This window comes from Pseudomonas sp. SA233, assembly GCF_054792385.1.
This window is the reverse complement of sequence record NZ_CP096449.1, coordinates 3,705,669-3,720,128: the sequence shown is the minus strand read 5'-3', so window position 1 is coordinate 3,720,128 and position 14,460 is coordinate 3,705,669. Positions and strand designations below refer to the sequence as shown.

At 62.3% G+C, this 14,460-nt stretch carries 12 protein-coding genes; 7 read left to right on the top strand and 5 right to left on the bottom strand.

What is annotated here, in order from left to right; all coding sequences use genetic code 11:
• Nucleotides 1-53 precede the first annotated feature (53 nt).
• On the bottom strand, nt 54-2,279 hold the full coding sequence (locus M1D87_RS17260; protein WP_013973293.1) for an NADP-dependent isocitrate dehydrogenase: 2,226 nt from the start codon (nt 2,277-2,279) through the stop codon (nt 54-56).
• A 427-nt stretch (nt 2,280-2,706) separates the two neighbouring features.
• Between M1D87_RS17260 and icd the strand changes: the two genes are divergently transcribed.
• A complete protein-coding gene (gene icd, locus M1D87_RS17255) occupies nt 2,707-3,963 on the top strand; it encodes an NADP-dependent isocitrate dehydrogenase (RefSeq protein WP_013973292.1) in 1,257 nt (418 codons plus the stop codon).
• Between the two features lie 74 nt (nt 3,964-4,037).
• On the opposite strand, the gene cspD is transcribed toward icd, so the two are convergent.
• Entirely contained in the window at nt 4,038-4,298 is a 261-nt protein-coding gene (gene cspD, locus M1D87_RS17250) for a cold shock domain-containing protein CspD (RefSeq protein ID WP_013973291.1), read from the bottom strand.
• Between the two features lie 229 nt (nt 4,299-4,527).
• Between cspD and clpS the strand changes: the two genes are divergently transcribed.
• Together clpS and clpA are read left to right on the top strand one after the other, a co-directional pair.
• Entirely contained in the window at nt 4,528-4,890 is a 363-nt protein-coding gene (gene clpS, locus M1D87_RS17245; RefSeq protein WP_013973290.1) for an ATP-dependent Clp protease adapter ClpS, read from the top strand.
• 30 nt (nt 4,891-4,920) lie between these two features.
• On the top strand, nt 4,921-7,191 hold the full coding sequence (gene clpA, locus M1D87_RS17240) for an ATP-dependent Clp protease ATP-binding subunit ClpA (protein WP_013973289.1): 2,271 nt from the start codon (nt 4,921-4,923) through the stop codon (nt 7,189-7,191).
• Nucleotides 7,192-7,333: 142 nt separating this feature from the next.
• Here the strand turns inward: clpA and infA are convergent, their stop codons facing one another.
• From infA to aat, 3 genes are all read right to left on the bottom strand, one after another.
• The gene (gene infA, locus M1D87_RS17235; RefSeq protein WP_002553999.1) at nt 7,334-7,552 is read right to left on the bottom strand and encodes a translation initiation factor IF-1; all 219 of its coding nucleotides are present in this window, start codon (nt 7,550-7,552) and stop codon (nt 7,334-7,336) included.
• A 102-nt stretch (nt 7,553-7,654) separates the two neighbouring features.
• Nucleotides 7,655-8,362, bottom strand: coding sequence for an arginyltransferase (locus tag M1D87_RS17230; protein WP_061551154.1), 708 nt, complete (start codon nt 8,360-8,362; stop codon nt 7,655-7,657).
• Nucleotides 8,363-8,417: 55 nt separating this feature from the next.
• Complete coding sequence (gene aat, locus M1D87_RS17225; RefSeq protein WP_015270969.1) at nt 8,418-9,098, bottom strand: leucyl/phenylalanyl-tRNA--protein transferase; 681 nt, start codon at nt 9,096-9,098, stop codon at nt 8,418-8,420.
• Between the two features lie 385 nt (nt 9,099-9,483).
• On the opposite strand from aat, the gene M1D87_RS17220 reads away from it, so the two are divergent.
• The 4 genes from M1D87_RS17220 (at nt 9,484) to crcB (ending at nt 14,440) form a co-directional block, all read left to right on the top strand.
• Nucleotides 9,484-12,033 carry a DNA translocase FtsK gene (locus M1D87_RS17220; RefSeq protein ID WP_371034493.1) on the top strand — a complete coding sequence of 850 codons (2,550 nt, stop codon included), beginning with the start codon at nt 9,484-9,486 and terminating at the stop codon, nt 12,031-12,033.
• Nucleotides 12,034-12,095: 62 nt separating this feature from the next.
• Complete coding sequence (lolA, locus tag M1D87_RS17215; protein ID WP_003258873.1) at nt 12,096-12,731, top strand: outer membrane lipoprotein chaperone LolA; 636 nt, start codon at nt 12,096-12,098, stop codon at nt 12,729-12,731.
• A gap of 12 nt (nt 12,732-12,743) precedes the next feature.
• On the top strand, nt 12,744-14,069 hold the full coding sequence (locus M1D87_RS17210) for a replication-associated recombination protein A (RefSeq protein ID WP_371034494.1): 1,326 nt from the start codon (nt 12,744-12,746) through the stop codon (nt 14,067-14,069).
• Nucleotides 14,066-14,440 carry a fluoride efflux transporter CrcB gene (gene crcB / locus M1D87_RS17205; protein WP_015270966.1) on the top strand — a complete coding sequence of 125 codons (375 nt, stop codon included), beginning with the start codon at nt 14,066-14,068 and terminating at the stop codon, nt 14,438-14,440. Before M1D87_RS17210 ends, crcB begins: the two co-directional genes overlap by 4 nt.
• The last annotated feature ends 20 nt before the right edge of the window (nt 14,441-14,460 follow it).

Sequence of the window (14,460 nt, the reverse complement as noted above, 5' to 3'; positions counted from 1 at the left end):
AAGCACAAACCCCGGTGCGTGGCCGGGGTTTGTGCTGTTACTTCAAGCGAACCTTACAGGGCGGCAATAGCGCTGTTCAGGGTCTGGCTTGGGCGCATCACCTTGGCGGTCAGCTCGGCATCCGGAGCGTAGTAGCCACCGATGTCGGCCGGCTTGCCCTGGACGGCGTTGAGCTCGGCGACGATGGTCTCCTCGTTCTCGGTCAGGGTCTTGGCCAGTGGAGCGAAGCGTGCCTGCAGGGCAGCGTCGTCGTTCTGCGCAGCCAGGGCCTGGGCCCAGTACAGGGTCAGGTAGAAGTGGCTGCCGCGGTTGTCGATACCGCCAACTTTGCGCGAAGGCGACTTGTTGGTGTCGAGGAACTTGCCGGTGGCCTGGTCCAGGGTATTGGCCAGCACTTTGGCGCGCGGGTTGTCGTAGGTGTTGCCCAGGTGCTCCAGGGAAGCGGCCAGGGCCAGGAATTCACCCAGCGAGTCCCAACGCAGGAAGTTCTCTTCCACCAGCTGCTGCACGTGCTTCGGTGCCGAACCGCCGGCGCCGGTTTCGAACAGGCCACCGCCGTTCATCAGCGGCACGATCGACAGCATCTTGGCGCTGGTGCCCAGTTCCATGATCGGGAACAGGTCGGTCAGGTAGTCGCGCAGCACGTTGCCGGTCACCGAGATGGTGTCCTTGCCTTCGCGGATGCGGGCCAGGGAGAACTTTATGGCGTCGACCGGTGCCAGGATGCGGATGTCCAGGCCGGTGGTGTCGTGATCCTTCAGGTACTTCTGCACCTTCTCGATCATCACGCCGTCGTGGGCGCGGGCCGGGTCCAGCCAGAACACTGCAGGGGTGTTGCTCAGGCGGGCACGGTTGACGGCCAGCTTGACCCAGTCCTGGATCGGCGCGTCCTTGACCTGGCACATGCGGAAGATGTCGCCGGCTTCGACGTTCTGCTCGAGAACGACCTGGCCTTTGCTGTCGACCACGCGCACGACACCGTCAGCCTTGATCTGGAAGGTCTTGTCGTGGGAGCCGTATTCTTCGGCCTTCTGTGCCATCAGGCCGACGTTCGGTACGCTGCCCATGGTGGTCGGGTCGAAGGCGCCGTTGGCTTTGCAGTCTTCGATGGTGGCCTGGTAGATGCCGGCGTAGCAGCGGTCCGGGATGATCGCCTTGGCATCCTGCAGTTCGCCGGCGGCGTTCCACATCTTGCCCGAGTCACGGATCATGGCTGGCATCGAGGCGTCGACGATGACGTCGCTCGGCACGTGCAGGTTGGTGATGCCTTTGTCGGAGTTGACCATGGCCAGGGCCGGACGCTGGGCGTACAGGGCCTGGATGTCGGCTTCGATCTCGGCCTGCTTCTCGGCTGGCAGATCCTTGATGCGGGCGTACAGGTCGCCGATGCCGTTGTTGGCGTTGAAGCCTACTTCAGCCAGGGCGGCGGCGTGCTTGGCCAGCACGTCGTTGTAGAACTCTTCGACGATGACGCCGAACATGATCGGGTCGGAGACCTTCATCATGGTGGCTTTCAGGTGTACCGACAGCAGCACGCCGGAAGCCTTGGCATCGGCGATCTGCTCGGCGATGAAGGCTTTCAGGGCCTTGCGGCTCATGGTGGCGCAGTCGATGACTTCGGCAGCTTTTACCGCAGTCTTTTCTTTCAGTACGGTGGTGTTGCCGTCTTTGCCGACCAGCTCGATGCGCAGGCTGTCGTCAGCTTCGATCAGTGCGGCTTTCTCGCTGCCGTAGAAGTCGCCCTGGGTCATGTGGGCAACGTGCGACTTGGAGTCGGCAGCCCAGGCGCCCATCTTGTGCGGGTGCTTGCGGGCGTAGTTCTTGACCGACAGCGGCGCGCGGCGGTCGGAGTTGCCTTCGCGCAGGACCGGGTTCACGGCGGAACCTTTGATGCGGTCGTAGCGGGCGCGGGATTCTTTCTCTTCCGCGGTGGCCGGCTCGTCGGCGTAGTCAGGGATGTTGAAGCCCTTGCCTTGCAGTTCCTTGATCGCGGCTTTCAGCTGCGGTACCGAGGCGCTGATGTTCGGCAGCTTGATGATGTTGGCTTCAGGGGTGGTAGCCAGCTGGCCCAGTTCCGCCAGGTGATCGCCTACTTGCTTCTCTGCGCCCAGTTGCTCCGGGAAGGCGGCGAGGATGCGGCCAGCCAGGGAGATGTCGCGGGTTTCGACGGCGATGTCAGCCGAAGCGGTGAAGGCTTCGATGATTGGCAGCAGCGAGTAAGTGGCGAGGGCGGGGGCTTCGTCGGTGAAGGTATAGATGATCTTGGAACGGGTGGGCATGCGGGTTAACTCTCTGTGTGCTGAGCGTGCTCGAGTCTCGTGGTGCGCAGGGTAGGCGCATCGCCCTGGCAGCGCCATGAGCGGAAAGTCGAGAGGCTGCGAGCGGTGATGGTGGATGCATCAGTCGAGCGTCAAGTGCTGGGCTGCGGTAACAACCCAGGCTTTATGGCCAGGCTTTGTGTCCATTCATGGCCAAGGGCGGTCCGCATTTTTCCAAGGGATCGCCCCGATGACCCTTCGGTCGCGGCGGAGTATACCAAACCATTCGGGCTAATCAGCAAGGCCAAGTGATATCGGCCCATTTATAAGACCAAAGACTAAGCGGCAATGTGGCGGGTTGTCGCATGCCTTGCAGGTCGGCAGATGTGGTTTAGGCTCAGTGGATCGCATGATGTCCAATCACACCCGACAGCGGAGTAGTGCAAGCATGGGATACCAGAAAATCAAGGTTCCGACCGACGGCACCAAGATCACCGTCAATGCCGACCATTCGCTCAACGTTCCTGACAACCCGATCATTCCCTATATCGAGGGCGACGGGATTGGCGTCGATGTCTCGCCGGTAATGATCAAGGTGGTCGACGCCGCCGTGCAGAAGGCCTACGGCGGCAAACGCAAGATCGCCTGGATGGAGGTGTACGCCGGCGAAAAAGCCACCCAGGTGTACGACCAGGACACCTGGTTGCCGCAGGAAACCCTCGATGCCGTGCGTGATTACGTGGTGTCGATCAAGGGGCCGCTGACCACGCCGGTGGGCGGGGGTATCCGGTCGCTCAACGTGGCCTTGCGCCAGCAACTGGACCTGTACGTGTGCCTGCGCCCGGTGCTGTGGTTCCAGGGCGTGCCCAGCCCGGTGAAGAAGCCAGGCGATGTGGACATGGTGATCTTCCGCGAGAACTCCGAGGATATCTATGCCGGCATCGAGTGGAAGGCCGGTTCGCCCGAGGCGAACAAGGTGATCAAGTTCCTCAAGGAGGAAATGGGCGTTACCAAGATCCGCTTCGACCAGGACTGCGGCATTGGCGTCAAGCCGGTGTCTCGCGAGGGCACCAAGCGCTTGGTGCGCAAGGCCCTGCAGTACGTGGTGGATAACGACCGCGAGTCGCTGACCCTGGTGCACAAGGGCAACATCATGAAGTTCACCGAGGGTGCCTTCAAGGACTGGGGTTATGAAGTGGCGCGCGACGAGTTCGGGGCCGAGTTGCTCGATGGTGGCCCGTGGATGAAGTTCAAGAACCCCAAGAGTGGGCGCGAGGTCATCGTCAAGGACGCCATCGCCGACGCCATGCTGCAGCAGATCCTGCTGCGCCCGGCCGAGTACGACGTGATCGCCACCCTCAACCTCAACGGTGACTACCTGTCCGATGCCCTGGCGGCGGAAGTGGGTGGTATTGGCATTGCGCCGGGTGCCAACCTGTCCGACACCGTGGCCATGTTCGAGGCCACCCACGGCACCGCGCCCAAGTATGCCGGGCAGGACAAGGTCAACCCGGGTTCGGTGATCCTGTCGGCGGAGATGATGCTGCGGCACATGGGCTGGACCGAGGCGGCAGACCTGATCATCAAGGGTACCAACGGCGCGATTGCCGCCAAGACCGTGACGTATGACTTCGAGCGCCTGATGGACGGCGCCACACTGGTGAGCAGTTCAGGCTTTGGCGATGAAATGATCAAGCATATGTAGGGCAATGGAAAACCGGCCGCTTCCATTAAAGAAGCGGCCGGCTTTGTTCGTATACCGGCAGGCGGCTCAGCAGATCAGGCGTCGGCAGTGCTGCCGGCTGGTCGTGCGCTGGTCGGCGCAGGCGCGGCAGTGGAAGCGCTGCAGATCTTGACTGCGTGCAGGCCTTTGGGGCCTTGGATAATCTCGAAACTCACGGCCTGGCCGGCCTTGAGCGTCTTGTATCCGTCCATCTGGATGGCTGAGTAATGAGCGAACAAGTCTTCATCCTTGCCCTCTTCATTGATGAATCCGTAGCCCTTGGCATTGTTGAACCACTTGACTTTACCGCTTGCCATCCCTATGTCCCTCTGCAAAGGACTCCATCACTGGAGTATCATCCACTCATCCGCATACGAACCATGCGAAAAATCTGGTTGACTGCGCGGATCTTTATCGACCACGGTGGGTTCTTATTGGTTGTAACACCGTTTTGCCGATAGTCAAGGTCGCCCGGCGCCTGCGCTGGCCGTGCCCTTCGCAGTCAACCCACAACCTTAACCTGTCGCTCATGATGAAATTCTTTCCATGCATGCACCTAGTGAGATTCGACTAACATTCAATCAGGATCGCCCGCAATCGAATGAGGACGACGGCTCAGGTCTTGCAGTTCAGGAAGCCAAGCCGATCCTGCAGGCGCCACCTATGTACAAGGTGGTTTTGTTCAACGATGACTACACGCCGATGGATTTCGTCGTCGAAGTGCTCGAGACGTTCTTCAATCTGAACCGCGAGCTGGCGACCAAGATCATGCTGACCGTCCATACCGAAGGGCGGGCAGTGTGCGGATTGTTTACCCGTGACATCGCCGAAACAAAGGCTATGCAGGTCAACCAATACGCCAGGGAAAGCCAGCATCCGCTACTCTGTGAAATCGAGAAGGACGGTTAATCGCCGACCACTTGGGTATGAGGTGAAGCTATGTTAAACCGCGAGCTCGAAGTCACCCTCAATCTTGCCTTCAAGGAGGCTCGTTCGAAGCGTCATGAGTTCATGACCGTCGAACATCTGCTGCTGGCACTCCTTGACAATGAGGCTGCCGCGACCGTTCTGCGCGCCTGTGGCGCCAATCTCGACAAACTCAAGCACGACCTGCAAGAGTTCATCGATTCCACCACACCCCTGATTCCGGTCAACGACGAAGATCGTGAAACCCAGCCGACCCTGGGCTTCCAGCGTGTACTGCAGCGTGCCGTGTTCCACGTGCAAAGCTCCGGCAAGCGTGAAGTCACTGGCGCCAACGTGCTGGTTGCGATCTTCAGCGAACAGGAAAGCCAGGCCGTGTTCCTGCTCAAGCAGCAGAGCGTGGCCCGCATCGACGTGGTCAACTACATCGCCCATGGCATCTCCAAGGTGCCGGGCCATGGTTCGCATTCCGAAAGCGACCAGGAAATGCAGGACGAAGAGGGCGGCGATACCGCCTCTTCGAGCAACCCGCTGGATGCCTATGCCAGCAACCTGAACGAGCTGGCCCGTGCCGGCCGTATCGACCCGCTGGTAGGCCGCGAGCAGGAAGTGGAGCGCGTGGCGCAAATCCTTGCCCGTCGGCGCAAGAACAACCCGCTGCTGGTGGGTGAGGCAGGCGTGGGCAAGACCGCCATCGCCGAAGGCCTGGCCAAGCGCATCGTTGATGGCCAGGTGCCCGACCTGCTGGCGCAGAGCGTGGTGTATTCCCTCGACCTCGGCGCACTGCTGGCTGGTACCAAATACCGTGGCGATTTCGAGAAGCGTTTCAAGGCGCTGCTCGGCGAGCTGCGCAAACGCCCGCAGGCGATCCTGTTCATCGATGAAATCCACACCATCATTGGTGCTGGCGCGGCGTCGGGCGGGGTGATGGATGCGTCCAACTTGCTCAAGCCACTGCTGTCGTCCGGTGAAATCCGTTGCATCGGTTCGACCACCTTCCAGGAATTCCGCGGCATCTTCGAGAAGGACCGTGCCCTGGCACGGCGCTTCCAGAAGGTTGATGTCAGCGAGCCGTCGGTCGAAGACACCGTGGGCATCCTGCGTGGCCTGAAAGGGCGCTTCGAAAGCCACCACAACATCGAGTACAGCGACGAAGCCTTGCGCGCCGCCGCTGAACTGGCCTCGCGCTATATCAATGACCGGCACATGCCGGACAAGGCCATCGACGTGATCGACGAAGCCGGTGCCTACCAGCGCCTGCAGCCGGAGGCCAACCGCGTCAAGCGCATCGACGTGCCGCAGGTCGAAGACATCGTCGCCAAGATTGCGCGCATTCCGCCGAAGCACGTCACCAGTTCCGACAAGGAACTGCTGCGCAACCTCGAGCGTGACCTGAAGTTGACCGTATTTGGTCAGGACCAGGCGATCGATTCGCTGGCCACCGCTATCAAGCTGTCCCGCGCCGGCCTCAAGTCGCCGGACAAGCCTGTCGGTTCGTTCCTGTTCGCCGGCCCGACCGGCGTCGGCAAGACCGAAGCAGCACGGCAGCTGGCCAAGGCGCTGGGTGTCGAGCTGGTGCGCTTCGACATGTCCGAGTACATGGAGCGCCACACCGTGTCGCGCCTGATCGGTGCGCCTCCTGGCTATGTTGGCTTCGATCAGGGTGGTTTGCTGACCGAGGCGATCACCAAGCAACCGCACTGCGTATTGCTGCTCGACGAAATCGAGAAGGCCCACCCGGAAGTCTTCAACCTGCTGCTGCAGGTGATGGACCACGGTACCCTGACCGACAACAACGGGCGCAAGGCCGACTTCCGCAACGTGATCCTGATCATGACCACCAACGCTGGCGCTGAAACCGCCGCGCGGGCCTCGATCGGCTTTACCCATCAGGACCATGCGTCCGATGCCATGGAAGTCATCCGCAAGAGCTTCACGCCGGAGTTCCGCAACCGCCTGGACACCATCATCCAGTTCGGCCGCCTGAGCCACGAGACGATCAAGAGCATCGTCGACAAGTTCCTTATCGAACTGCAGGCGCAGCTGGAAGACAAGCGTGTGCTGCTGGAAGTCAGCGATGATGCGCGCGGTTGGCTGGCGGCCTCGGGCTACGACGTGCAGATGGGTGCGCGGCCGATGGCGCGGCTGATCCAGGACAAGATCAAGCGGCCGCTGGCCGAGGAGATCCTGTTTGGCGAACTGGCCGAGCATGGTGGCGTGGTGCACGTCGACCTGCGCGATGGCGAGCTGGTGTTCGACTTCGAGACCACGGCTGAGGTTGCATGACAGCGGGGGCCGCGTTGCGGCCCATTCGCAGCACAAGGCTGCTCCTACAGGGAATGCACGCTCCCCTTGTAGGAGCAGCCCCCTGCAATCTGACAGACACAAAAAAGCCCGGCACATGGCCGGGCTTTTTCATGGCTTGAGCTTAGCGCGCACGGTAGGTGATGCGGCCCTTGCTCAGGTCGTAGGGCGTCAGTTCGACGCGGACCTTGTCGCCAGTGAGAATACGGATGTAGTTCTTGCGCATCTTTCCGGAGATGTGCGCGGTTACGACGTGCCCGTTTTCCAACTCCACGCGGAACATGGTGTTGGGCAGGGTGTCGACGACAGTACCTTCCATTTCGAAGCTGTCTTCTTTCGACATGCAGTAGAGCCCTCGGATCCAGTGTTGGCCCGACGCATAACCGCACCGGGCAAAAAAGTGGCGTGGATTATGCCCGAAAACTGTGTGTCAAGCCAATGCCTTTCAGTTGAGGGTGACCCAGCGCTGGTTTATCAGCAATTCGATAGGCCGATACTGTGTCTTGTAGTTCATTTTCTTGCAGTTCTTGATCCAGTAACCCAGGTAAACCGCTTCCAGGTCCTGGCGCAGGGCTTCGGTGATCTGCCAGAGAATGGCAAAGCGGCCCAGGCTCCGGCGTTCTTCGTCCGGCTCGTAGAAGGTGTACACAGCCGACAGGCCGTTGGGCAGCAGGTCGCACACCGCCACCGCCATCAAGCGGCCATCCAGGCGGAACTCATAGAACCAGCAGAACGGCAGGTCGCGCACCAGGAAGGTGGAGAACTGATCGCGGCTGGGCGGGTACATGTCACCGTCGGCATGGCGCGTTTCGATATAGCGCCGGTACAGTTCGAAGTACTCTTCCTTGAACGCTGGACGTGCGGCGGTCACGGTCAGGTCGGCGTTGCGCTTGAGGATGCGCCGTTGCTGGCGGTTTGGGATGAAGCGCGCCGCCGGGATGCGTGCCGGCACGCAGGCATTGCAGTTCTGGCAGTGCGGGCGGTACAGGTGGTCGCCACTGCGGCGGAAGCCCATTTCCGACAAATCGGCGTACACGTGCACGTCCATCGGCTGGCTGGGGTCGAGGAACAGCGTGGTTGCCTGTTCGTCGGGCAGGTAGCTGCAGGAGTGGGGTTGAGTGGCATAGAACTTCAACCGCGCCAACTCTGTCATGATCAACCCCCTCGGTGAGACTTTGTTTAAGTGTAAGCCAGCTACGGGAACTCGCCTAGGGAAGCCATGTGGCGCTGTTGGGCTGGTCGAGGTGGCGTGCCAGGTAGTCGGCAAACTCGGCGCGGCTGATGGCGTGGGCTCCCAGGCTGTGCAAATGGTTGGTTGGCATCTGGCAGTCGATGAGGACGAAACCGGCCTGGCGCAGGTGGTTGACCAAAGTCACGAAGCCGACCTTGGAAGCGTTGTCGGCGCGGCTGAACATCGATTCACCGAAGAACAGCTGGCCCATGGCCAAGCCATACAGACCACCGACCAGCTCGCCGTCCTGTCGCACCTCCACCGAATGGGCGATGCCGCGTCGGTGCAGCTCGCAGTAGGCGGCACGCATGGTGTCGGTGATCCAGGTGCCGTCGGCGTAGTCACGTGGCGCGGCGCAGGCGGCGATCACCGCGGGGAAGTCTGTGTCGAAGCTGACCTGGTAGCGGCCCTGGCGCATCAGCTTGGCCAGCGAGCGCGACACGTGCAGCTGGTCCGGGAGCAGCACCGTGCGCGGGTCGGGTGACCACCAGAGGATCGGCTGGCCGTCCTGATACCACGGGAAGCAGCCATGGCGATAGGCCTGCACCAGGCGCTCGGGGCTCAGGTCGCCGCCGGCAGCGAGCAGGCCGTTGGGGTCATGCAGGGCCTTTTCCAGAGGCGGGAAGGTCAGCGAGTCGCGGGTCAGCCAGGTGAGCATGGTCTATCGTGCGGTGGGGGAGGGGAGAGGGCAGCATGGCGCGGGTGAAAAGCAGGGTCAATCTCTTTGGCTTCTTCGCGGGCGCGCCCGCTCCCACAGGCCATGTGCAGGCTCTGAAGCCTGCGGGGTGCCTGTGGGAGCGGGCAAGCCCGCGAAGAGGCCGGCACAGGTGATGAAAATAGGCAATTTCCTACACATTCATGAAACCGCAGGCACCATCCGCTACATTTGCTGTCACACCTGTGCAAAAACACAGCATAAGCCTTTGTCACAAAAGAAAATGCATGCTCAAATTGCAGCTATATGAAAGTCGCCCCCGGCCAAACCCCCATCTGGCGTGCCGCCATGGCGGCTGGCGGGCAGTAATGTTAAAAGTAGTGGTTCATTGGCCGCACCGTCGGCCGATCACTATTGGACGCGCAGCACGCGCAGGAATAGACGCGTTTTGAAGAAATCCACCGCAACTCCAGCTCCCTTGCCCGTCCCTCTGTGGCGGCAGCAGCTGCATTATCGCCTCAAGGAAGGTGCGTTGATCGCTGTCGGCGCCCTGTGCCTGTACCTGTGGATGGCGCTGCTGACCTACGATACGTCGGACCCGGGCTTCAGCCACACCAGCAACGTCGACCAGGTGCAGAACGCCGCCGGGCGTGCCGGTGCCTACTTCGCCGACATCCTGTTCATGGTGCTGGGGTACTTCGCCTACATCTTCCCGCTGCTGCTGGCGATAAAGACCTGGCAGATCTTCCGCGAACGCCACCAGCCCTGGGACTGGAGCGGCTGGTTGTTCTCCTGGCGGCTGATCGGCCTGGTGTTCCTGGTGCTGTCTGGTGCGGCGCTGGCCCATATCCATTTCCACCCGCCTGCGAGCATGCCGTTCTCCGCCGGTGGTGCATTGGGCGAGAGCCTCGGCGACCTGGCGCGCAACCTGCTGAACGTGCAGGGCAGCACGCTGATGTTCATTGCCCTGTTCCTGTTCGGCCTGACCGTGTTCACCGACCTGTCGTGGTTCAAGGTGATGGACCTGACCGGCAAGATCACCCTCGACCTGTTCGAGCTGGTGCAGGGCGCCGCCAACCGTTGGTGGGAAGCGCGCAACGAGCGCAAGCGCCTGGAGGCGCAGCTGCGCGAGGATGAACCGGTGGTCAAGGCCGCGCCAATGGCCGCCGACAAGCGCGAACCGGCCAAGCCGGCGCTGCGCGAGCGCATTTTCAAGCGTGAAGAAGCACCTGCCCAGCCGGTCGAACCACGTGAGCCAACCCTGTCGCGCGAGCCTGTGGTGCCACGCGAGTCGCCGGCACCTCGTGAGCCGGTAATCTCTCGCGAACCACCTGCCGCGGCCCCGATGATCGTGCCGCCGACACCCGCCAGGGCGCCGGAGCCGAGCAAGCGGGTGATGAAGGAGAAGCAGGCGCCGCTGTTCGTCGACAGCGCGGTGGAAGGCACCTTGCCGTCGATCTCCATCCTCGACCCGGCCGAACAGAAGAAGATCGAGTACTCGCCGGAATCCCTGGCCGGTGTCGGCCAGCTGCTGGAAATCAAACTCAAGGAATTCGGCGTGGAAGTGGCGGTGGACTCGATCCACCCGGGCCCGGTGATTACCCGTTACGAAATCCAGCCGGCCGCCGGTGTGAAGGTCAGCCGTATCGCCAACCTGGCCAAGGACCTGGCGCGTTCGCTGGCAGTGACCAGTGTGCGTGTGGTCGAGGTCATCCCCGGCAAGACCACCGTGGGTATCGAGATCCCCAACGAGAACCGGCAGATGGTGCGTTTCTCCGAAGTGCTGGCCACGCCGCAGTACGACGAGCAGAAATCGCCGGTTACCCTGGCCCTGGGCCACGACATCGGCGGCAAGCCGGTGATCACCGACCTGGCCAAGATGCCGCACCTGTTGGTGGCCGGTACTACCGGTTCCGGTAAGTCGGTGGGTGTGAACGCGATGATCCTGTCGATCCTGTTCAAGTCCAGCCCGGAAGACGCGCGGCTGATCATGATCGACCCGAAAATGCTCGAACTGTCGATCTACGAGGGCATCCCGCACCTGCTGTGCCCGGTGGTCACCGACATGAAGGACGCCGCCAACGCCTTGCGCTGGAGCGTGGCCGAGATGGAGCGGCGCTACAAGCTGATGGCGGCCATGGGCGTGCGTAACCTGGCCGGCTTCAACCGCAAGATCAAGGACGCCCAGGAAGCTGGCGAGATCATCCATGACCCGCTGTACCGCCGCGAGAGCATGGACGACGAGCCGCCTGCGCTGAAAACCCTGCCGACCATCGTGGTGGTGGTCGACGAATTCGCCGACATGATGATGATCGTCGGCAAGAAGGTCGAAGAGTTGATCGCCCGTATCGCCCAGAAGGCGCGGGCCGCCGGTATCCACCTGATCCTCGCTACCCAGCGCCCGTCGGTGGACGTGATTACCGGCCTGATCAAGGCCAACATCCCGACCCGCATGGCATTCCAGGTATCGAGCAAGATCGACTCGCGGACCATCATCGACCAGGGTGGTGCCGAGCAGCTGCTGGGCCACGGTGACATGCTGTACATGCCGCCGGGCACCAGCCTGCCGATTCGTGTGCACGGCGCGTTCGTCTCCGACGACGAGGTGCACCGCGTCGTCGAAGCGTGGAAGCTGCGCGGCGCTCCGGACTACAACGACGACATCCTCAACGGCGTCGAGGAGGCCGGCAGCGGCTTCGAAGGCGGCGGCGGTGGTGGCGATGGCGAAGATTCGGAAAGCGACGCCCTGTATGATGAGGCCGTGCAGTTCGTGCTGGAAAGCCGCCGCGCGTCCATCTCGGCCGTGCAGCGCAAACTGAAGATCGGCTACAACCGCGCCGCCCGCATGATCGAAGCCATGGAAATGGCCGGCGTGGTCACCCCCATGAACAGCAACGGCTCGCGGGAAGTGATAGCCCCGGGCGGCCCGCGCGACTGACGAACACCTTGCCGGGCGCCAACGGTGGCGCCCGGCCTTTTCAATGCTCGATGAGGACTCCCATGCGCGCGATTCGCATGCTGTTGGTTTCTGCCCTGGCCGCGGCTTCTGTGTCGGCCACCGTATCGGCTTTTGCCGGTGAGCAAGACGTACAACGCCTGACCCAATTGCTGGAAAAGTCGCAGACCATCGAGGCCAACTTTTCCCAGCTGACCCTGGACGCCGGCGGCACCAGCCTGCAGGAAACCTCCGGCAAGATGACCGTCAAGCGCCCGGGCCTGTTCTACTGGCACACCGATGCGCCGCAGGAGCAGGTGGTGGTATCCGACGGCAAGAACGTCACCCTGTGGGACCCGGACCTGGAACAGGCGACCATCAAGAAGCTCGACCAGCGCTTGAACCAGACCCCGGCGCTGCTGCTGTCCGGTGACGTGTCGAAGATCAGCCAGAGCTTCGACATCAGCTCGAAGGAGCAGGGCGAAGTGATGGACTTCACCCTCAAGCCGAAGACCAAGGACACCCTGTTCGACTCGCTGCGCGTGTCGTTCCGCAAGGGCCTGATCAACGACATGCAACTGATCGACAGTGTCGGCCAGCGCACCAACATCCTGTTCAATGGCGTGAAAGCCAACCAGGCGGTGCCGGACAGCAAGTTCAAGTTCGACATTCCCAAAGGCGCGGACGTCATCAAGGAGTAACCAGAGCTCGCCATGGACCTGTTTCGAAGCGAACCCGTCGCCCAGCCCCTGGCCGCTCGCCTGCGCCCGTCCAACCTGGACGAGTACGTCGGCCAGGAGCACCTGCTGGCGCGCGGCAAACCGCTGCGCGAAGCGCTGGAGCAGGGTGCGCTGCACTCGATGATCTTCTGGGGGCCGCCGGGGGTGGGCAAGACCACCCTCGCGCGGCTGCTGGCGCAGTTCTGCGATGCGCACTTCGAAACGGTGTCGGCGGTATTGGCCGGGGTGAAGGAGATTCGCCAGGCGGTCGAGGTGGCCAAGCAGCAGGCTGGCCAGTACGGCCGCCGAACCATCCTGTTCGTCGACGAAGTGCACCGTTTCAACAAGTCGCAGCAGGATGCCTTCCTGCCCTATGTGGAAGACGGCACCCTGCTGTTCATTGGCGCCACCACCGAAAACCCGTCCTTCGAGCTGAACAACGCACTGCTGTCGCGGGCGCGGGTGTATGTACTCAAGAGCCTGGACGAGGCGGCGCTGCGCAAGCTGGTCAAGCGCGCGTTGACTGAAGAGCGCGGCCTGGGCAAGCGCAACCTGCGGGTTGGCGACGACGCCTTCAAGATGCTGATGGCCGCCGCCGACGGCGATGGCCGGCGCATGCTCAACTTCCTGGAAAACGCCTCGGACCTGGCTGAAGACGGCAGCGAGATCGATGTCGAGATGTTGCAGAGCCTGCTCGGCGACAGCCGCCGCCGCTTCGACAAGGGTGGCGAGGCGTTCTACGACCAGATTTCCGCGTTGCACAAGTCAGTGCGTGGCTCCAACCCCGATGGCGCCCTGTACTGGTTCGCGCGCATGCTCGATGGCGGCTGCGATCCGCTGTACATTGCCCGCCGCGTGGTGCGCATGGCCAGCGAAGACATCGGCAACGCCGACCCGCGCGCGCTCAGCCTGTGCCTGGCGGCCTGGGATGTGCAAGAGCGCCTGGGCAGCCCCGAGGGCGAACTGGCGGTGGCCCAGGCCATCACCTACCTTGCCTGTGCGCCGAAGAGCAACGCGGTGTACATGGGCTTCAAGACTGCCCTGCGCGAGGCTGCCGAGCATGGCTCGCTGGAAGTGCCGTTGCACCTGCGCAACGCCCCGACCAAGCTGATGAAGCAACTGGGCTACGGCGACGAGTACCGCTATGCCCACGATGAACCCGACGCCTATGCCGCCGGCGAAGACTACTTCCCCGAGGAGCTCGAGCCGCGCCAGTACTACCAGCCGGTGCCCCGTGGCCTGGAACTGAAGATTGGCGAGAAGCTGCGCCACCTTGCCGACCTTGACCGCAACAGCCCCCGCCAACGGAGAAAGCCGTGATTGCACTGATTGCCGCCGTCAGCGCTGGCGGTATTGCCGGTACCTTGTTGCGCTTTGCCACCACCAACTGGGTGTCTGCCCACTGGCCACGGCACTTCTATCTCGGTACGCTGGCGGTCAACCTGGTTGGCTGCCTGCTGATCGGCCTGCTTTATGGTCTGTTCTTGCACAAGCCGATCGTGCCGGTCGAGCTGCGCGCCGGGCTGATCGTCGGCTTCCTCGGCGGCCTGACGACTTTTTCCTCCTTTTCGCTGGATACCGTACGCCTGCTGGAAAGCGGGCAAGTGCCCCTGGCTTTGGGCTATACCGGTATCAGCGTGGTGGGCGGGCTGCTCGCGACCTGGGCCGGCCTGTCCCTGACCCGATTCTGAACCAACACCTACACATAACG

Excerpts from the sequence above, each read along its gene's own strand:
- M1D87_RS17260 (WP_013973293.1), bottom strand. The coding sequence starts at position 2,279 with ATGCCCACCCGTTCCAAGATCATCTATACCTTCACCGACGAAGCCCCC.
- icd (WP_013973292.1), top strand. The coding sequence starts at position 2,707 with ATGGGATACCAGAAAATCAAGGTTCCGACCGACGGCACCAAGATCACC.
- cspD (WP_013973291.1), bottom strand. The coding sequence starts at position 4,298 with ATGGCAAGCGGTAAAGTCAAGTGGTTCAACAATGCCAAGGGCTACGGA.
- clpS (WP_013973290.1), top strand. The coding sequence starts at position 4,528 with ATGCATGCACCTAGTGAGATTCGACTAACATTCAATCAGGATCGCCCG.
- clpA (WP_013973289.1), top strand. The coding sequence starts at position 4,921 with ATGTTAAACCGCGAGCTCGAAGTCACCCTCAATCTTGCCTTCAAGGAG.
- infA (WP_002553999.1), bottom strand. The coding sequence starts at position 7,552 with ATGTCGAAAGAAGACAGCTTCGAAATGGAAGGTACTGTCGTCGACACC.
- M1D87_RS17230 (WP_061551154.1), bottom strand. The coding sequence starts at position 8,362 with ATGACAGAGTTGGCGCGGTTGAAGTTCTATGCCACTCAACCCCACTCC.
- aat (WP_015270969.1), bottom strand. The coding sequence starts at position 9,098 with ATGCTCACCTGGCTGACCCGCGACTCGCTGACCTTCCCGCCTCTGGAA.
- lolA (WP_003258873.1), top strand. The coding sequence starts at position 12,096 with ATGCGCGCGATTCGCATGCTGTTGGTTTCTGCCCTGGCCGCGGCTTCT.
- M1D87_RS17210 (WP_371034494.1), top strand. The coding sequence starts at position 12,744 with ATGGACCTGTTTCGAAGCGAACCCGTCGCCCAGCCCCTGGCCGCTCGC.